We start from the raw sequence: 14,564 nt of genomic DNA, 5'->3' as shown, positions 1-14,564 counted from the left end.
TCGCTCAAGAACAACCTATCTCAACACGATGTCTTCCCGACCCGTAACGGGGGTCGCCAGGGCAAAATCCACTAAAGGATTCGGATAGGCGGAGTCTCAGAGGGGCTGCCGCCCTCCAGTTAGGCGGGTTTGATGACGCAGGCATAGAAAAAGCCGCAGGCAGTAATGCTCTGCGGCTTTCAGGATTGTTACCGCGGAACCTCTGACCGCGGCGACTGTTGGATTCACCAAATGGTCAAGTCGCGCTCCTCATTACAGACATCAAGGCGGGCAGCTGCATCGTTGCCGAGCCGTATCCTAGTAGAATTGGCCGTCCTTGAAAAAGAGGCACCGGATACGGACGATTGGCTTCACGAAGTGAAGTTTGACGGGTACCGGATGCTGGCCCGGCTGGATGACGGAAGGGCCCGTCTGATTACCCGGAATGATCAGGACTGGACGGTAAAGTTCCCAGAACTCGCTGAGGAATTCACCCGATTTGGCCGGTCAGGTACTGTCCTTGACGGCGAAATCGTGAAACTGGCCGATAACGGGATCAGCTCCTTTGCGGCCCTGCAGGATGCCTTGTCCAAGGAGCAGACTGCGGATCTGGTCTATGTGGCGTTTGACCTGCTGTTCCTTGACGGCGAGGATCTGAGAGGCCTTCCGCTGGAGGAGCGTAAGCGCAGACTGTCAAAGCTCTTAGCCAAGGCGCCCGGAACAATCCGGGTCAGCGAGCATCGGGTCGGGGGAGGGAAGGCGCTATACAAGCAGGCGTGCCAGCTGCGCCTGGAAGGGATCATCTCCAAACGGCGGGAGTCGGTCTATACCGGGACGCGGAGCGATGATTGGCTGAAGGTAAAGTGCCTCAACACCGAGGAGTTCATCATCATCGGGTACACTGAGCCGCAGCGGTCCCGTGTCGGCTTCGGAGCGCTGCTCGTCGGTTACTATACTCCCGATGGTGAGATCCGGTATGCCGGGAAGGTTGGCACCGGGTATTCCCGGGAATTCCTAATCGATTTCCAAAAGCGCCTAGGGAAGATAGAACAGGCCAAACCTACGGCGACATTGCCAAAGGGCACCTACATGCGTGCAAAGGTGCACTGGGTAAAACCTAAGTTTCTTGCGCAAGTCGAGTTCACCGAATGGACCCGGGATCGGATCCTGCGTCATCCGGCGTTTCTGGGGTTGAGAGAGGATAAGGATCCGCGAGAAGTGGTGATCGCTACGGAAAGCCCGAGTTCGTAGCCGGTTTAAGTCCGTGTTCGGCGTGCGCGCACTACCCGTCGCCAAACCCACCCTGGCGCGGAGCAGACAACGTAGACCAAATAGGCTGTAACCAGAGCCGCCGGACAGAAGTAAACTGCGTGTGCGGTGTAGTAGCCCAATCCACTTGGAATAAGCACAAAGCCGGTCTGGCCCAGAGCCCATGTGAGGGCTACCCCCATCACAGCTCCGGGAAAGGTCGCCAGCAGCAGACCGAGATTGCCTAACCCATCCGGAGCCGTGTGTGTGAAATCAATCCAAACATAGACGGCAAAGGCCAAGTATGCTGCTGGGGGAAGATAGGTCGATTTCATGAGGGTCCCTCAGTAGTCCGAGGGTGCCTCAAACCTAAGGACCGAATGGGGGCTGTTCTTTGTCGCTTCCAAAATTGCGCAGGAATCTTTGGCGCGGCGTGGCGCGGCCCCCCTCATGGTCACTGACCATGCATCGTACGTTCCGGAAACGGGATATGGAGCCGGTTCGCACCCCTTCTTGAACACGTAGGCAGTGCCGCTGACGGTTCCCCGGGCCTCAAGGCCCGGCGCGTTCTTGAACTCGCCACGAAACAGAACGGTGCCTTCCTGAACGGTGCCGGCAATCGAGGCTTTCGGGGTAGAGTACCGGATTATCCCGGTTCCCATACTGACGTACATCCCCGAGCCATTGTGCAGATAAAACTCGTCGTTATCCCAGCCAAGTGTATCTTCAAGGCGCTTGGGCTGTGACCCTCCGGCCTTCCATGATGAGGCTATGACGAGCTTGCCATTCTGGCACTGCTTATAGATGTGGTACTCAGTGGCATTGTGCCGCCAGACAGGCCGACAATCGCCCGCACGGGCCACCTCGAGATCCTGGTATCCATTGGACCGGTCAGGCAGAGGTTTGATGTCTTCTGCATCGAAGCCGAGATTGGCGATCCATTCGCCTTTACGGTTCCTGATCATCAGGGTCTTGTTCCTTCCAAGATGGCTGAAGCATGCCGCGCCGCCATTTTCGTGGCTGGCCGTAATCATGACCTCCTCCACCCCGTCGGCGTTCAGATCCATCGGCGTGACGTCGAGCTCGACCGGGCTTCCCATCTCGATACCGCATTCGATGTAGCGACCGACCGACCCAGCTTTTGCAGCCTTGATGGCGGCTTCCCGATCTGCATCGGAGAGTGCCAGGGCAGAGGTAGAGGCGAGGAGAAGAACGGCGGTTGCCGATTTGAAAAGAAGCTTCATGGCGAAAGGCTCGTTTGGAGTGGCGGCTGGGAGGGATGCTTATTGCTGCTGCATTTGAAAGCAGACGTCCTCGGGCCCGATGTCCCGTTCACCGTGGCGCTTGAAGGTTTGTCCGGCCCATTCCAGGTCTTCCCTCATGCAGCGGCCGCCGGTTTGCCAAAAAGCAACTACCAGGCGGCTGTTCAGGCGATAATGCAGGTCGAGGTACATGTTGTCCTCTCCGCCGAGTGGGAAGTTGTAGACTTGGCCCGTAGCGACATCAGCCACGTACGCGAAGCGGCAGCCGGCGCCGCATCCGATCTCGATCATCGCGAGGCGCCCGGCGAAGTTCGCGCCATCCTTCATGCCTTCCCGGATCCTGGTTCTGTAGCTGTTGGCGTCGCGGTCCCGGCCCTTGAAGTCGGGGAATTTGACCGGTCCGCGGTAGGAGTCCGCGAGGGCATAGCGGCCGAATTCCGCATTGCCAGGAGCTTTGGCTGCCGAACTCTGGCTGGGCGCAACCTGCTCTTTGGGGGCGGCACTCAAGGACATGGTTGAGCCACTCGGTGGCGTTGCACCGGAGCAGCGAGCCTGGACCTTCTCGATGACTGCCTTAGCGCCTTTAAGCGTGATCCAGTCTCGTTGCCCTCCAGGCTTCTGATACTGAGCATCCTTTTCGATCTCAGCAATGAGGTCACCTTTGAGTAGGTCGAAGAGGGCATGCCTTACGGGTTGCTGAACCGAGAGGTCCCATTCGCCGGTACTAACGTTCTCAACAAGCGATCCTTTGAGGCTCACTTCCTTGCCGCCGCGTCGGAGCGTGATTCCTGCGGGACCGCCATCGCCCTGCTTGCCTTCTGGCATGGGCGCGTAATTGGCGAATATGACGTCAATGGAGCCTTTTTGGTTGCAGGCTAGGGTCAAGACGATGTCATCGGTGTCCGGGGTTCCGAGCGCGGCAGACATTTGGTCCTCGGCGGCTTCCCAGACATGGCTCGGGCTGGGCTCACGGATCTCCACCGCCAGCGCGGCTGTTGAAATGGACGAGAGAATAAAGGCGGCTACGGCCACCTTCCCGGAGTTTCTGAAATTCAACACGGTTAATGCCCCAACTACAATTTTTCCGCATTTTTAGGTGCGGTCGCCCTTTGAGGCATCATAACACGTTTTATACCCGAGTTAGACCGCAGTCTTTGCCCGCTTCCTTTGCTGATTTGCGGACGAGAAAGGATAGTTATCCTCGGGGGGCCCGCCAGCCGGCTGCGACTGCTTCATCTTCTGAGCAGAACCAGCGCTCGCCTGCCCCCTCATTGATTGCGGTTCGCTCATAGCTGCCGCTTCCTGGCAGATGATAAATCTTCTCGCCCTTTGCGCTGATGTTTCCTTTGATCTTGCAGCCGCCGGCAACTGAACCTGGGCTAGAGGTTGTCGGACGAGCCGGCACAGGGGTTGAGGTTTCCCGCTCTCCGCGGCGCCAATCCCATGGCGGGGTAAAGGATCCAGCCCAGAGACCGCGCTTCGCCTTCCGGGCGGCTTCTTCCTGAGGAACGTAGTCCGTTCCGTATTGGCGATAGGCAAGAGCATAGCCCTGTTCGACCAGCCACCCGTTGAGGTCGGTACCATTAACCGCGCATTGAGCCACAATGCGTTGATACCGGTCGATATCCTTTTGCCGACAAGTCACATTCGAGGACCCGATCTTGTCAGACAAAGCCAGCGCGGCCTGTTGACCGCATCGATAGGCTCTCCCGTCTGCTCCCTGGCATGTCTGGGCACTTTCCGGGGCGTCGGCACCGTGGAATCTGATCCGGGCACCCCGAATTTCGATTGTGTCGCCGTCGATCACGCTGGCTCGGCCAGTAACGGACTGAGCCATAAGCGGGCTGACGGATAGAACGAGTGCCGTAAGAGCAAATGAGGTTCTGAGCATTTTTGATTTGCGGGTTTATCGTACGAGGAGGGATCAATAGCGTGATCGCAGATGAGGATCACCATTTGGCGGAGCCTCATCCACGGGCCAAATCAGAAGCTATGTCGATATCCTGAACTGCTCTACGGTTCCAGTGTGGCCGCAGCATCGGCAGACGCACTGGCTGCCATCGTCCCAGTCATGGCTCTGATCTTCAGAAGCATCGGGATCAGTCCCGTCCGGCGTTTGCCGGACCCAGACTAAAGCGGCGATATCGATCCGACCACTGTTCTTGCATCCAGGGCAGGAGAGGGGACTATGGCTGGCATCATCGGCGGTGAACCGGCTGGACTGCGTCATGGTTCGCGATCCTCCTTTATGGGGTTGCTTGGTTTGAATGGCGGGCCTCGTCGGCAGTGATCGCTTGCTCAATTTGCTTGGCCGCACTTGGTGGCGCTTTGGGGAGATTACAGCCCGCGCTGGTGAGTGTTGCGCTCGTTCGCCCAAGGCGAAGCCAGAATCTTAAGGCGACGCAATCATCCGGTAGCCTTCCCGCCAGATTTCCCAAAGATCGGCGCCGATGAAGTCAACTTGGGATACGCCGTCGTTTCGCAGAACCGGGAACGAGAACGGATTGGCTGAGATCTTTGCTCGGGCAGAAGCCGCCGCACGTCCCATTTCGAAAGCGGCGTTGTCATTGTGAGCCGTCGGGAGAAGCTTGATCCATCGTAGGCGGGGCTCACCGAGAGGTCGCGCGGGACGGGAACGTGACTTGTGCGCCCAAGATTTAGGCTCGATGGGGACGATCGTCCGTTTGACCCCAAGCCCGTGGCGAACGAACCGCGAGTGGTGCTGAATGTCCAGTCGCCAGCCAGCTGCCCGAAGTGAGGCTCCCGTCTCGGATATGCGGGTATAGGTCGTTAGGCGGTAAACCGCATGACCTCGAATCCTGATCGATTGCGCTTCACGAGCCAGAGCCCCGAGGATCGCCGAGCAGGCGTGCGGCGTACCGTCCGTCGCTGTCCGACTGACTTCGAGGGTCAGACCATCGTCGAGGATTTGGGAGACAGGGCGGCCTAAGATGCCCACGCCGAGAATCTCTTGGGAATTTCTGTCCCGGATAAGGACCTGCCGCACCGACACGCCAATCTCGGACGAATGCCGGTGTAGCTGCCTAACCACGGCATTCGCCGTAGCCTTATCCGTGATTTCGAATTGGAAGCGTTTCGCCAAAGGGAGAGGGTACTGTTGGTGGGATGCGGACGAGAGGGATAGAGGCCAGGTTGGAGAAGTCGGTTGTATTCAGAATCATCGCGACTTGCATGGCGAGCCGCACGTTGTCTTCTCCGTCTTCTGAGTCGAGAATTTCGATCCGGACATCGCCGTCGATGTCCAGGATCAGGACACCGTTGTCGTCAGGATCTGTGCCCACCGGGCGGTCAATGATCCAGTCTCCGCTCTCATGATACTCGTCGATCTCAGCTCCTGAGTTGAGTCGGTCGACGATCACATTGGCCAACAGACTGTTCCCCGGCGCTTTCTCCTCTTCTGAGATCGCGATGCGGGATTCGCCCCGGTACCACAAGACATGCATGGTCTCGTTTTCCCACATCGGGCGTCGGAAGATGGTCCAATCGGCTGATTGTGTCATAGCGAAATTCTCACTCATATTTACGCAACAAGGGCCTGCGCCAACCTGAACAGGTTGACGTGGCGTTTCACGGACTGCGACGTGGCCTTCGTCCAGGTATCGGCGGAACCGCCGTCCTTCACGCCGCCAGCGCGGCTATCGCTGAACCCAGCATCGCCGGGGCGGAAATCGACGGCAGCGGCTGCCGATGTGCCAAAGGTGAAGCAGAGCATCGCGGTGGATCTCGCGACGTCGCTGTTCCGATTCTTAAAGCCGGGGTTCACGATGAAGCGGGCGCCCCGCTCCTGCGCCACCGCCAAGTCCCGAAGCGTGTCGCGGTTCAACGTGCGGGAAAAGATCTCATGATAGTAGTTCGACGTCTTTCCCGGATTGAACTGGATGCTGGCATCCGGGATGAAGCGGCGACCGTCGAACTCGGCCGGGATATAGAGCGTAAGGCTTTCGAGCGCGCCCTGCAGAAACGAAGTGACCGCGCAGTGATCGGCCCAGGCTGCGCCACCGGAAATTCCATGCCGGATGTCGAAGTCGTTTATGGCCCGAAATGTTTCCCGCATCATGAGCTCGTAGAGATACCCGGACATGCGGGCGGCATCATCTTTGCGACCGGCAGTCCCGATCACGGAGAGGGTCGCTTCAAGTGACATACGGCGGCTCGCGAGACGTCCGATCATGTGATGCTCCTGGGGATTAGTCCCTGTTTCAGATCACCGGTCCAGATCGAAAGTTGTTCACACGTTGACTACAGTTTCTAAGGCACATTATCCCCCGTTTACTCCGCGCAATCTATCGCCGCGGCAGACTATCAACTGCCTTCTATTGCTGGATTCATTGTTTGGTTAACGAGATCACTCCGCAGCAATTAACCGTATTGCTTGCTTCTGGAGCTTTTCTTGCCGTTTGCGTTCTGAAGGGGAGATCCATCCGGGCACAAACCGTTCGGCAAGCACAACGTCTGTCGGCAACGTCAGGCTTTCCTTGCAACCCGGCGGGATGAGGAACGTCGTGATGAAGAATGGCTGAGTCTGCACGCGCGGCCATTGGCCCTGGTCATCTCGCGTCCAAACGTACCAGGCGTAGGCTGTCGCAGTAGAGAGTTTTGGATCCCAGCCTCCAAGGCACATTGGAAGCCGCTCGGTGAAAACTGCGACAACAGAAGGAGGGGTCTGCGTCCACAGGCTGTTATATCGCCCCTGACTTTCCAGCCATGCGAGGCGGACGAGGAAGGCTACTCCCTTTCGGGCGGTCCGCAGCGCCTGCTCAAGGAATTCGTAGGCGTGATCGAAGGGCGGATTGGTAATCACCCAATCGACCAGTGCTGTGTTCGGATCAGCCTTTGTGAAATCGATCTGGGCGTCGAGGTGCGGACCATAGGGGAAAATGTCCGTGGCCAGCGTCATCTGCGAGAATTCGGCAAGCGGGGTACTCATATGGCCAAATCCCGCGGCCGGCTCCCATACGGTTCTTATGCGCGGCGGGAGCTGAAGCGCGGGCATCACGTATTTGAAAAGGGCTCTTGTTCCCCACGGCGGCGTCGGGAAGAGGTCGAGCTTCCTCCATTGTTCCGCGTCGGGTAGGGCGTGGTCGGCGTCTTGGCCGAGGCGGTGGGCCATCACCGCAGTACCACCACGAGGGCTCTTACTCATTCTCGATGCATATCCCCGTTCGAAATGGGCCGGGCTGACAAGCCCGAACAGCTTTTACCAGAGCGATTTTGATTTGAGTTTTATCGTCTGGGATCTGGCCTCTTGCGGCTGCGCGATCGCAATCGGCGTCGTCGCGGGATCGGATCGTTGAGCCGGCCGAATAGGGCCAACAGCCCACGGATACGGGCTTGATCGTGGAAGCCTCTGCGTATCTCCTGGATCTCCAGGTACAGGCGAACTTTTGCCGGGAGTGCTCGGTCGGTCAGAAGAATGTCAAGGAGGCCATCTGAGGCCTTTTCGACCTTTGTGGCGTTAGCATAACCCGATGCAGCGTCTTTCAGGACATCAATGGCTTCGAGTAGAGCCTTGTTGTCAGGCATGGGTGGTCCTCCCTTGTCATGGGATCATGGCGAGCAGCTTCTCGGAGGTGGTGTCATGAGGTGGCAGGCGACCTGCCTGATGGCACTAGACGACGCCGGCGTTGCGCGAGTGCCTGAAGAGCCGAGGAGGGCGAGACCACAACCTCTCAAGCCCTCACTCCGTCTAATTCAGTTATCCGTGCTTAGGCCAGATGATAGCATCGATCGAGTCCGGCTCTTTCACCCACCGAATGTACTCTTCGATGGACAGTCCAAGGAACTCATGGAGCTCATGATCATTTGAGCCGGTATGCCATCGTTCGACCCAGCGATCGATCTCGCTTAGGGCAGCGTCGCCTGATCGACAGGCCGCGACGAATGTTGCGTTAGGATCCATCGGAGGACTCCTACCTGAAGAACAGGTGAGCGACATCGTTCAAGGTCGCAAAGATCATCAGTGACAAGACGAAGGCCAACCCGACGCCATAACTGAACTGTTCGACCTTCTTGTTTGGCCGCTTCCTCGCGATTGCTTCGTACCCAAACATGGCAAGATGCCCACCGTCCAGGACCGGAATCGGCAGAAGATTCATGAAGCCAATTGATACGGACACGAAGCCAATGAGCAGAACGAGCCCCTCGATTCCGTGATCCTCAGCATAGGTGCCTGAGACCGCCGCCAGCCTGACCGGGCCAGAAAGGTTCTCGATCCCGTCCTCGCCGGTAACCATCCGCTTCAGAGACACGGCTGTAACTTCGGCTACCCGATAGGTCATGGTGAAGCCATGGAGGACGGCATCGCCAATGCTCATCGGGACATGGAATACATTGTCCGGGCTTGTAGCAAAGCTGAACCCTACGACGGGATAGGTTTCGGTTTCCGATCCATCGGCGTTTCGCTTGGTCTTGAGAACGGCCGTAACAGCGACATCCAGGGTTTCCGACCCGCGCCGGATCGTCATCACCATTGGAGTATCGCGGTTCTGTTGGACGGCAGCGATGATGTCCTCTGCGGCCGGCGTAGGCGCCCCGTTGACGGCTGTTACGATGTCTCCCGGCTTGATACCGGATCTCTCTGCAGGGGTTCCTGGATTGGCTGCCGACTTGCCCCTTCAGCGTAGGCGCTCCTTGGATGTATGCGATCGCCCCGAAGGCGAGGATCGCGAGAGCAATGTTTGTGAGTGGACCGGCCGCAATGGTGCAGGCACGGGCACGAAGAGAGGCGTGAAAGAAAGTAGCCCGTTTCTCGGACTCGGTCATAGTGGCCACTGCCTCGTGAGACACCTGGCTGGCGGCGTTCTTGTCGCCTGCGAACTTGACGTAGCCGCCGAGGGGTACCAGGCAGATCCGCCACTCCGTCCCTTTCCGGTCAGTTCTTGCCCATAGGCACTTGCCGAACCCGAGCGAGAAGACCTCGGCCTTGATGCCAAATGCCCGGCCCGTGAATAGATGCCCTGCTTCGTGGACGGCAATCACGACGCCAAGCACGAAGATGAAGGCGGCAAGGGTCAACGGAAGGGCGAGCACCAGTGAGTATATTGAATCGAAAAAGGCAGCCATGATTCGAGAATTCCTATTTCGCGCTTCCGCTTTTTAATGCGGCTCGCGCCGGAATGGCAGCTAAAAACGGATCGGGTCTTGCTGAATGCCGAAAGAAAAGTCGTGATTGGGATCGGACGGTTACAAAAGGCTGAACCGCGCTACTGCCGTATCACGAACTTTTGGGCCGAGGGTCGTGTCCTTAACGGACCGTGAAATCACAAATCCTTTCGCTGCGAGCTGGTCAAGAATGGCGTTCGCTGCGATTTGGTATCCGAGATCCTCCTCGTCCTCTCCTTCGGGTGCATCTGTAGTGTCGCACGTTGATGGGGAAGGGCCATTCATCGCGGTGAGAATGCGTGCGAGTGCAGTGACGGCATCGGCGTCAGGGATGGGCTGGTGTTCGACACGAGTGAGACCGCTGCGCATGACGATTTACCTTTTGGGGTTTGATTGTGTGGCCTGCTGCATCAGCCAAATCTCATTGAGAACAGACTGGATTTCAGCTATCTGGGCAGGGGGGCTAATCACAAGCGTGCCTAGGGGCTGAAGATGCTTAATGGAACAAAAGTACAGCTGACCGTTTACTCGCCGGAGCGCGACAACCCGATCACCAAGCCGGCGACTACCAAGATCTCTGCCGGGAAGATCGAATTCAACAATTCGAAGTTCTACGAATTGAATGGGAGCATATATAATGTCGTCCCAGCCCAATTCGATATTTCTGGAAGTCGCTTCAGCTACAAGGTCATCAGCGGCTATTCTGGTACCTTTACAGACGTGCCTGATAGGGGCGGGTTCAACGGATACGGCCTGAAGTTCGATGCGCTTGGCAACGGTAAGAGCAAGTCGCTCTATGCAGTCGACATTGTCGCGGCGGATACCTCGCTGGAGATTACCAGAAAGAACGTCAGCTTCACGAAGAATGCGCTCTATGTGAACGCTGACGGTCTGGCCTTTGACGACGGAGACACAATCGCGATTGAGCTCGGGTTCGCTATCACCGGAACGTCTGCCGCCAATCGTCTGTCCGGTGGGAACGGCCGCGACAAGATCAATGGCGGCGCAGGGAATGACATAATTACGGGTTCCGGAGGGAGCGACCGGCTGTATGGCGGAGCCGGGAAGGACGCGTTCGTGTTCAAGTCTATCACGGACTCGACCGTCGACAGCGGCGGCCGGGACACAATCTTTGACTTTTCCAAGTCTCAGAAGGACCGTATCGATCTGAGAGCCATCGACGCCGACCTCACCAGCGAAGGAAACCAAGCCTTCAGCTTTATTGGCAGTAATGCCTTCAGCAACAAGGCCGGAGAACTGCGGTTCGATAGAGCCGCTTCAGATACCTACATCTACGGAGACGTGGATGGCGACGGCCAGGCGGATTTTTCGATCCACCTTGATGACGCGATCAGCTTAGCGAAGTCGTACTTCATCCTCTGAGTCTCGTCTGCGAGACTTCTGGCAAGCTACAAGTAACGAAACACCCGCCGTCGGCGGGTGTTTCGCGTTTTAGAGAGTGAGATCTAAGTTGCAGGCGCTTAGGCAACTCCGTCTCTGTCGCGCTCTGCTTGAATTTTAGCGCTGTGGGCCATGTTCCGACGGGCGTCCTCGGCCATTCCTTTTGTATGGTACTCTTGGCCGTTGAACAGCCAAGTATTCGACATGATGCCACCTCTGCGCTCGATCGGCAGGCTCATGATGCGATCATATGCAATTGGGCCTGCGTTCCGCCGGGCTTCCTCGGCTTCGGCAGCAAGGATCGCATCTTCGGCCGAACGTCGTGCGGCCTTCTCGCGCTGTCGTTCGGCTGCCTCGGCCTCCGTGATTTCCCGCCACCGTTGGGCTACGATGATCACCCCCGCTGTGTAGGTGCCAGTGATCGTCTCGGAGCCAGCATTGGCTTTGAGCATACCCATCCCGAGCGGGTCAGCGTTGTTTTGAAGGATCGTGGAAGAGTAGGCCGTTTCCGTGAGAGGCGTGATGGACTTGATGTCCCAGTCATCGTCGTTGAGCTCCTCGATTGCGCTCTCCACTTGAGCAGGAAGAACGTCGTAATCAGGAGTGATCGTGCCGAAGCTCGCCGTCCCGCGGGACGTTGAATTGCCCAACGAGCCTCCCCAATGAAGGGTGATAGACTTTTTCTCAAGTATTCTCGGCATTTGATACCCCAAGCCTTCGATTGATCTAAATACAGAGACTTAAGCTCCAGCTCTTAAGCCTCCCTTATTTCTGCCTCGCTAGGTTGTGCGCACCCGAAGCCTTGTTGTGTTTAGGAGTACGCCCGTCCTCTCTCTTCTTCCACGCGCTCCTCTTCCCGGCGCCGTTCCTCCTGGGCGCGCTCCAATTCTTCGCGGAGGCGCGCCTCCTCCTGGAGACGGGTGTTTTCCTGGGTGCGGAGGTTCTCTTCCTGGAGCCGACGCTGCTCTCCACGAAGCCTCTCGGCTTGAGTGCGTTCCGAAGCAATCTGGGTGTTCAGCCCTTTTCGGATGATATCAGCGGATCGGTCCTGAACAGCTGGGGCGGTAGAAGCAAAGGCGGATCTTTGCTTCGAGGAGCCGGACAAGCCATTGAGACCTGCTACACCCTTTCCGGAAATGGCTCCACCTCCACCGCCGGACGATGATGATCGTGCTCGACGGCGGCCGCTTGGCTTCGGGGCGCTTGCTTTTACCCCCGGAGCCTTGGGGCGAAGGCGAATTTTGAGAAACCGTATCGAGCCGATGCCCATGATGCGAAGGCAAAGCCAGACGATGACGAGAGGGGCCGCGTAGATAAGCAGCAGGAGATGTTTCATGGATTCGCAAAAGCTCTGTCGTTGTCACCACTTTTAATTCGGATTTCGCCCGCTGGGTAGTAGCGAGGCCAAGACATCAAAAAGAAAGGCCGCTCAGTGAGGAGCGGCCTTTCCTACGCGGGACATTGGTTGGGGGCTATGAAATGTCGCCAGCGTTATCGGATCTCTTGGGTTATTGGTGTCGGGTGATCCGCACCGGCTGCAATTGGCGCGGTGGCCGGACAGCCCTGTGTGTGACCCAAAGAGCGAAACCGACGGAAAGGCCTAAGAGGCAAGATTCAAGGAGCATTTGAGATCTCCGCCTATGAACGGAAGAACACCAGATATCCAGATCCTGCTGCCATCGTGAGGGCGACGAGGAGTGGGAGCAGTTTGGACATTCTCTGTCTGCGACCGGGATATCTGGAAAGTACAAGGGTGATCTGGACTAAGAAAAGGGCGGAAGGCCTTAGTTCAGCTGGCGTCCAGCCTCCCGCTCCCGTTCGACGACCGTCTTCACGTTACGGGCAAGGTTCTCCATCTTGTTCCTCGGAAAGGAGAGGCCGAGATCCTTGGCAAATTGCGAGATCGAGTTGCACACCCGGCCAAGGCCTTCACGGGCATGAAGCTTGGCATAGTGGGTAGCCGCCAGCCCAAAAGCCTGCTCGATCGTTTTTCCGGCTGCCAGATGCCGGAGCATGTCGCGTCCGAAGGGCGTCCGGGCGGCGACGGCATTAAGGGCGGACCGGTGGGCGAACTGGGCGGCCTGGAGCGTCTGCTGATTTTGCTGAAGCAACGCGATCTGGGCGGCTTCCAGATGCTTCGGTTTGGTGACCATAGCTAAATCCATAATCTGCGCTCCTATTGGCGAGTTATGAATAACGCAAACCGAATTAAAATGCAATGAATCAGCCTGCGCCGCGGCTCGTTTGAGCTTTTAGGCCGGGATTGCCAGATCCTGAGCGGGAGGCTGCCTTATTGTGGTCAATCCAGCAAAAAACTGGTTTGTTTCTACAACGAATCCGGCACTTGCGAGAGCCGTGACAAGTCTCTGGGCTTCTGCAGCAGGGTCCGCGACATCCTCTTTCACCCACGCCTCCCGGTGGTGATTATACGAGAACCCGTGCTTGCGGACCTTCGCTTGAATCTTATTGCGACGGGTTTCAGAAAACTCACCCATGTAGCCGAAGCGAAACGCGACGGGCGCCAGAGTAATCCGTAGGCCTCATCGCGGAAATTAAGCTGCACGGGCGGGATCGACTTGGTTTTCATTGTGAGCCTCAAAGGAGTGTTTTTTGCTGATCGATGCCCCAGACTTCTTATTATCTTTGAGAAGTTTCTCATTTTCTGGGGTCAGTTTCTCACTATTTGGCGAACTGTGGACGTCGCCGGCGCGGCAGGACTTCCTGATGGCCCGTGCGATATGTTTGGCGTAGACGGCACAGGCTTTCCAATATGCCGCCATAGGCCCTTTCTTTTTGAGCCAAGAGGTCTGGGCTTTGGCTTCCGCGTCCTTTGAGAGGTTATCCAGGAGGCTCGCCAGGACGAGTTTTGTATCGTCGGGGAGGCTGTAGACTGCCTTAAAGGCAGGAAGCGCCAGGATCGGGTTGCGTACCTCAATCCGGCTAGAGCGAGGAATTGGTGATGTCATCGGCAGTATCCTGCTTTGTCCTAGAACAGGCTCAATTGCATCGGGGCAGGCGGCGGCGGATTGATCACGCGCATCAGGAGGTCGATCATCTTGGCCGCCTCGTCGCGGGCCCGCTCTGAGAGGCAACTGTTCCCAGATTCAATTTGCCTCTGAAACCAGGTCCTGGCGCTGTTGGCGTAAAACCTGATGGCGTCATCCTTCTCGTTGAAGGCTATGCGATCCCAGACTCCGGGGGCGCAGCCAGCACCGCCGATGTTGTTGCGAAAGTCATAGCCGGTGAGCCAATGGCCGCGGCCGGTCTGGGCTACTTTGACCTTCGCCTGAGACTGACCGACTTCGGCCATGAGGATCTCTTCATGGTCGACGATCACGCCGGCGCGGTTGGTTTCGACCTGGTGCCAGGTGGCAAGGGCGACTGTAGCTGTGTCGTACTGATCACCTCGCAGCCCGTAACCCCCGGTCTTAGCGATTAGGTCGGCTAAGTCGATTTGTGGAACCATCCTTGTCCTGTCCTCCGTGTTGGCAGGCTGTGCCGCCGGAGCGGAAGCCTCTTTCGTACGGCGCTCCATGCTGCTGCTGATTGAGT

At 57.5% G+C, this 14,564-nt stretch carries 17 protein-coding genes and 2 pseudogenes; 2 read left to right on the top strand and 17 right to left on the bottom strand.

The window, feature by feature from the left end; translation table 11 throughout:
- Positions 1-231 precede the first annotated feature (231 nt).
- Positions 232-1,230 carry a non-homologous end-joining DNA ligase gene (gene ligD, locus OCW50_RS15770; protein WP_262267094.1) on the top strand — a complete coding sequence of 333 codons (999 nt, stop codon included), beginning with the start codon at positions 232-234 and terminating at the stop codon, positions 1,228-1,230.
- Between the two features lie 341 nt (positions 1,231-1,571).
- On the opposite strand, the gene OCW50_RS15765 is transcribed toward ligD, so the two are convergent.
- The 12 genes and pseudogenes from OCW50_RS15765 to OCW50_RS15725 form a co-directional block, all read right to left on the bottom strand.
- Positions 1,572-2,471 (bottom strand): hypothetical protein, encoded by a 900-nt coding sequence (locus OCW50_RS15765; protein ID WP_262267093.1) that lies wholly within the window; start codon positions 2,469-2,471, stop codon positions 1,572-1,574.
- A 39-nt stretch (positions 2,472-2,510) separates the two neighbouring features.
- The gene (locus tag OCW50_RS15760; protein ID WP_262267092.1) at positions 2,511-3,548 is read right to left on the bottom strand and encodes a hypothetical protein; all 1,038 of its coding nucleotides are present in this window, start codon (positions 3,546-3,548) and stop codon (positions 2,511-2,513) included.
- Positions 3,549-3,684: 136 nt separating this feature from the next.
- The gene (locus OCW50_RS15755; RefSeq protein ID WP_315974433.1) at positions 3,685-4,296 is read right to left on the bottom strand and encodes a thermonuclease family protein; all 612 of its coding nucleotides are present in this window, start codon (positions 4,294-4,296) and stop codon (positions 3,685-3,687) included.
- A gap of 585 nt (positions 4,297-4,881) precedes the next feature.
- Entirely contained in the window at positions 4,882-5,592 is a 711-nt protein-coding gene (locus OCW50_RS33400) for an XF1762 family protein (RefSeq protein WP_373371411.1), read from the bottom strand.
- Complete coding sequence (locus OCW50_RS15750) at positions 5,558-6,010, bottom strand: hypothetical protein (RefSeq protein ID WP_262267090.1); 453 nt, start codon at positions 6,008-6,010, stop codon at positions 5,558-5,560. The genes OCW50_RS33400 and OCW50_RS15750 overlap by 35 nt, the downstream gene beginning before the upstream one ends.
- 20 nt (positions 6,011-6,030) lie before the next feature.
- Complete coding sequence (locus OCW50_RS15745; protein ID WP_262267089.1) at positions 6,031-6,681, bottom strand: hypothetical protein; 651 nt, start codon at positions 6,679-6,681, stop codon at positions 6,031-6,033.
- A 174-nt stretch (positions 6,682-6,855) separates the two neighbouring features.
- Positions 6,856-7,653, bottom strand: a complete 798-nt coding sequence (locus OCW50_RS15740; protein WP_262298181.1) for an SAM-dependent DNA methyltransferase — start codon at positions 7,651-7,653, stop codon at positions 6,856-6,858.
- Between the two features lie 80 nt (positions 7,654-7,733).
- Entirely contained in the window at positions 7,734-8,033 is a 300-nt protein-coding gene (locus tag OCW50_RS15735) for a hypothetical protein (RefSeq protein WP_262267087.1), read from the bottom strand.
- Between the two features lie 386 nt (positions 8,034-8,419).
- Complete coding sequence (locus tag OCW50_RS15730; RefSeq protein WP_373371418.1) at positions 8,420-8,974, bottom strand: site-2 protease family protein; 555 nt, start codon at positions 8,972-8,974, stop codon at positions 8,420-8,422.
- Positions 8,972-9,100, bottom strand: a pseudogene (locus OCW50_RS33395) (PDZ domain-containing protein); the annotation flags it as partial. The pseudogene OCW50_RS33395 and the gene OCW50_RS15730, both read right to left, overlap by 3 nt.
- Before the next feature lie 16 nt (positions 9,101-9,116).
- Positions 9,117-9,572, bottom strand: a pseudogene (locus OCW50_RS33390) (site-2 protease family protein); the annotation flags it as partial.
- A 120-nt stretch (positions 9,573-9,692) separates the two neighbouring features.
- Positions 9,693-9,980 carry a hypothetical protein gene (locus tag OCW50_RS15725; RefSeq protein WP_262267086.1) on the bottom strand — a complete coding sequence of 96 codons (288 nt, stop codon included), beginning with the start codon at positions 9,978-9,980 and terminating at the stop codon, positions 9,693-9,695.
- 123 nt (positions 9,981-10,103) lie between these two features.
- Here OCW50_RS15725 and OCW50_RS15720 point away from each other — a divergent pair, with 123 nt between their 5' ends.
- Complete coding sequence (locus tag OCW50_RS15720) at positions 10,104-10,994, top strand: M10 family metallopeptidase C-terminal domain-containing protein (RefSeq protein ID WP_262267085.1); 891 nt, start codon at positions 10,104-10,106, stop codon at positions 10,992-10,994.
- Between the two features lie 98 nt (positions 10,995-11,092).
- Here the strand turns inward: OCW50_RS15720 and OCW50_RS15715 are convergent, their stop codons facing one another.
- The 5 genes from OCW50_RS15715 to OCW50_RS15695 form a co-directional block, all read right to left on the bottom strand.
- Positions 11,093-11,662: a hypothetical protein gene (locus OCW50_RS15715; protein WP_262298180.1), complete on the bottom strand. Its 570-nt coding sequence runs from the start codon at positions 11,660-11,662 to the stop codon at positions 11,093-11,095.
- A gap of 161 nt (positions 11,663-11,823) precedes the next feature.
- Entirely contained in the window at positions 11,824-12,348 is a 525-nt protein-coding gene (locus OCW50_RS15710; RefSeq protein ID WP_262267083.1) for a hypothetical protein, read from the bottom strand.
- Between the two features lie 448 nt (positions 12,349-12,796).
- Positions 12,797-13,177 carry a hypothetical protein gene (locus tag OCW50_RS15705; RefSeq protein ID WP_262267082.1) on the bottom strand — a complete coding sequence of 127 codons (381 nt, stop codon included), beginning with the start codon at positions 13,175-13,177 and terminating at the stop codon, positions 12,797-12,799.
- Between the two features lie 387 nt (positions 13,178-13,564).
- Positions 13,565-13,978, bottom strand: a complete 414-nt coding sequence (locus tag OCW50_RS15700) for a hypothetical protein (RefSeq protein WP_262267081.1) — start codon at positions 13,976-13,978, stop codon at positions 13,565-13,567.
- A 20-nt stretch (positions 13,979-13,998) separates the two neighbouring features.
- The gene (locus OCW50_RS15695) at positions 13,999-14,478 is read right to left on the bottom strand and encodes a hypothetical protein (protein ID WP_262267080.1); all 480 of its coding nucleotides are present in this window, start codon (positions 14,476-14,478) and stop codon (positions 13,999-14,001) included.
- Positions 14,479-14,564: the final 86 nt, after the last annotated feature.

The sequence above is a fragment of the Microvirga sesbaniae genome (assembly GCF_025460805.1).
Taxonomy (GTDB): domain Bacteria; phylum Pseudomonadota; class Alphaproteobacteria; order Rhizobiales; family Beijerinckiaceae; genus Microvirga; species Microvirga sesbaniae.
Note: the sequence above shows the minus strand (reverse complement) of the source record. Positions and strands in the feature narration are given on the sequence as shown.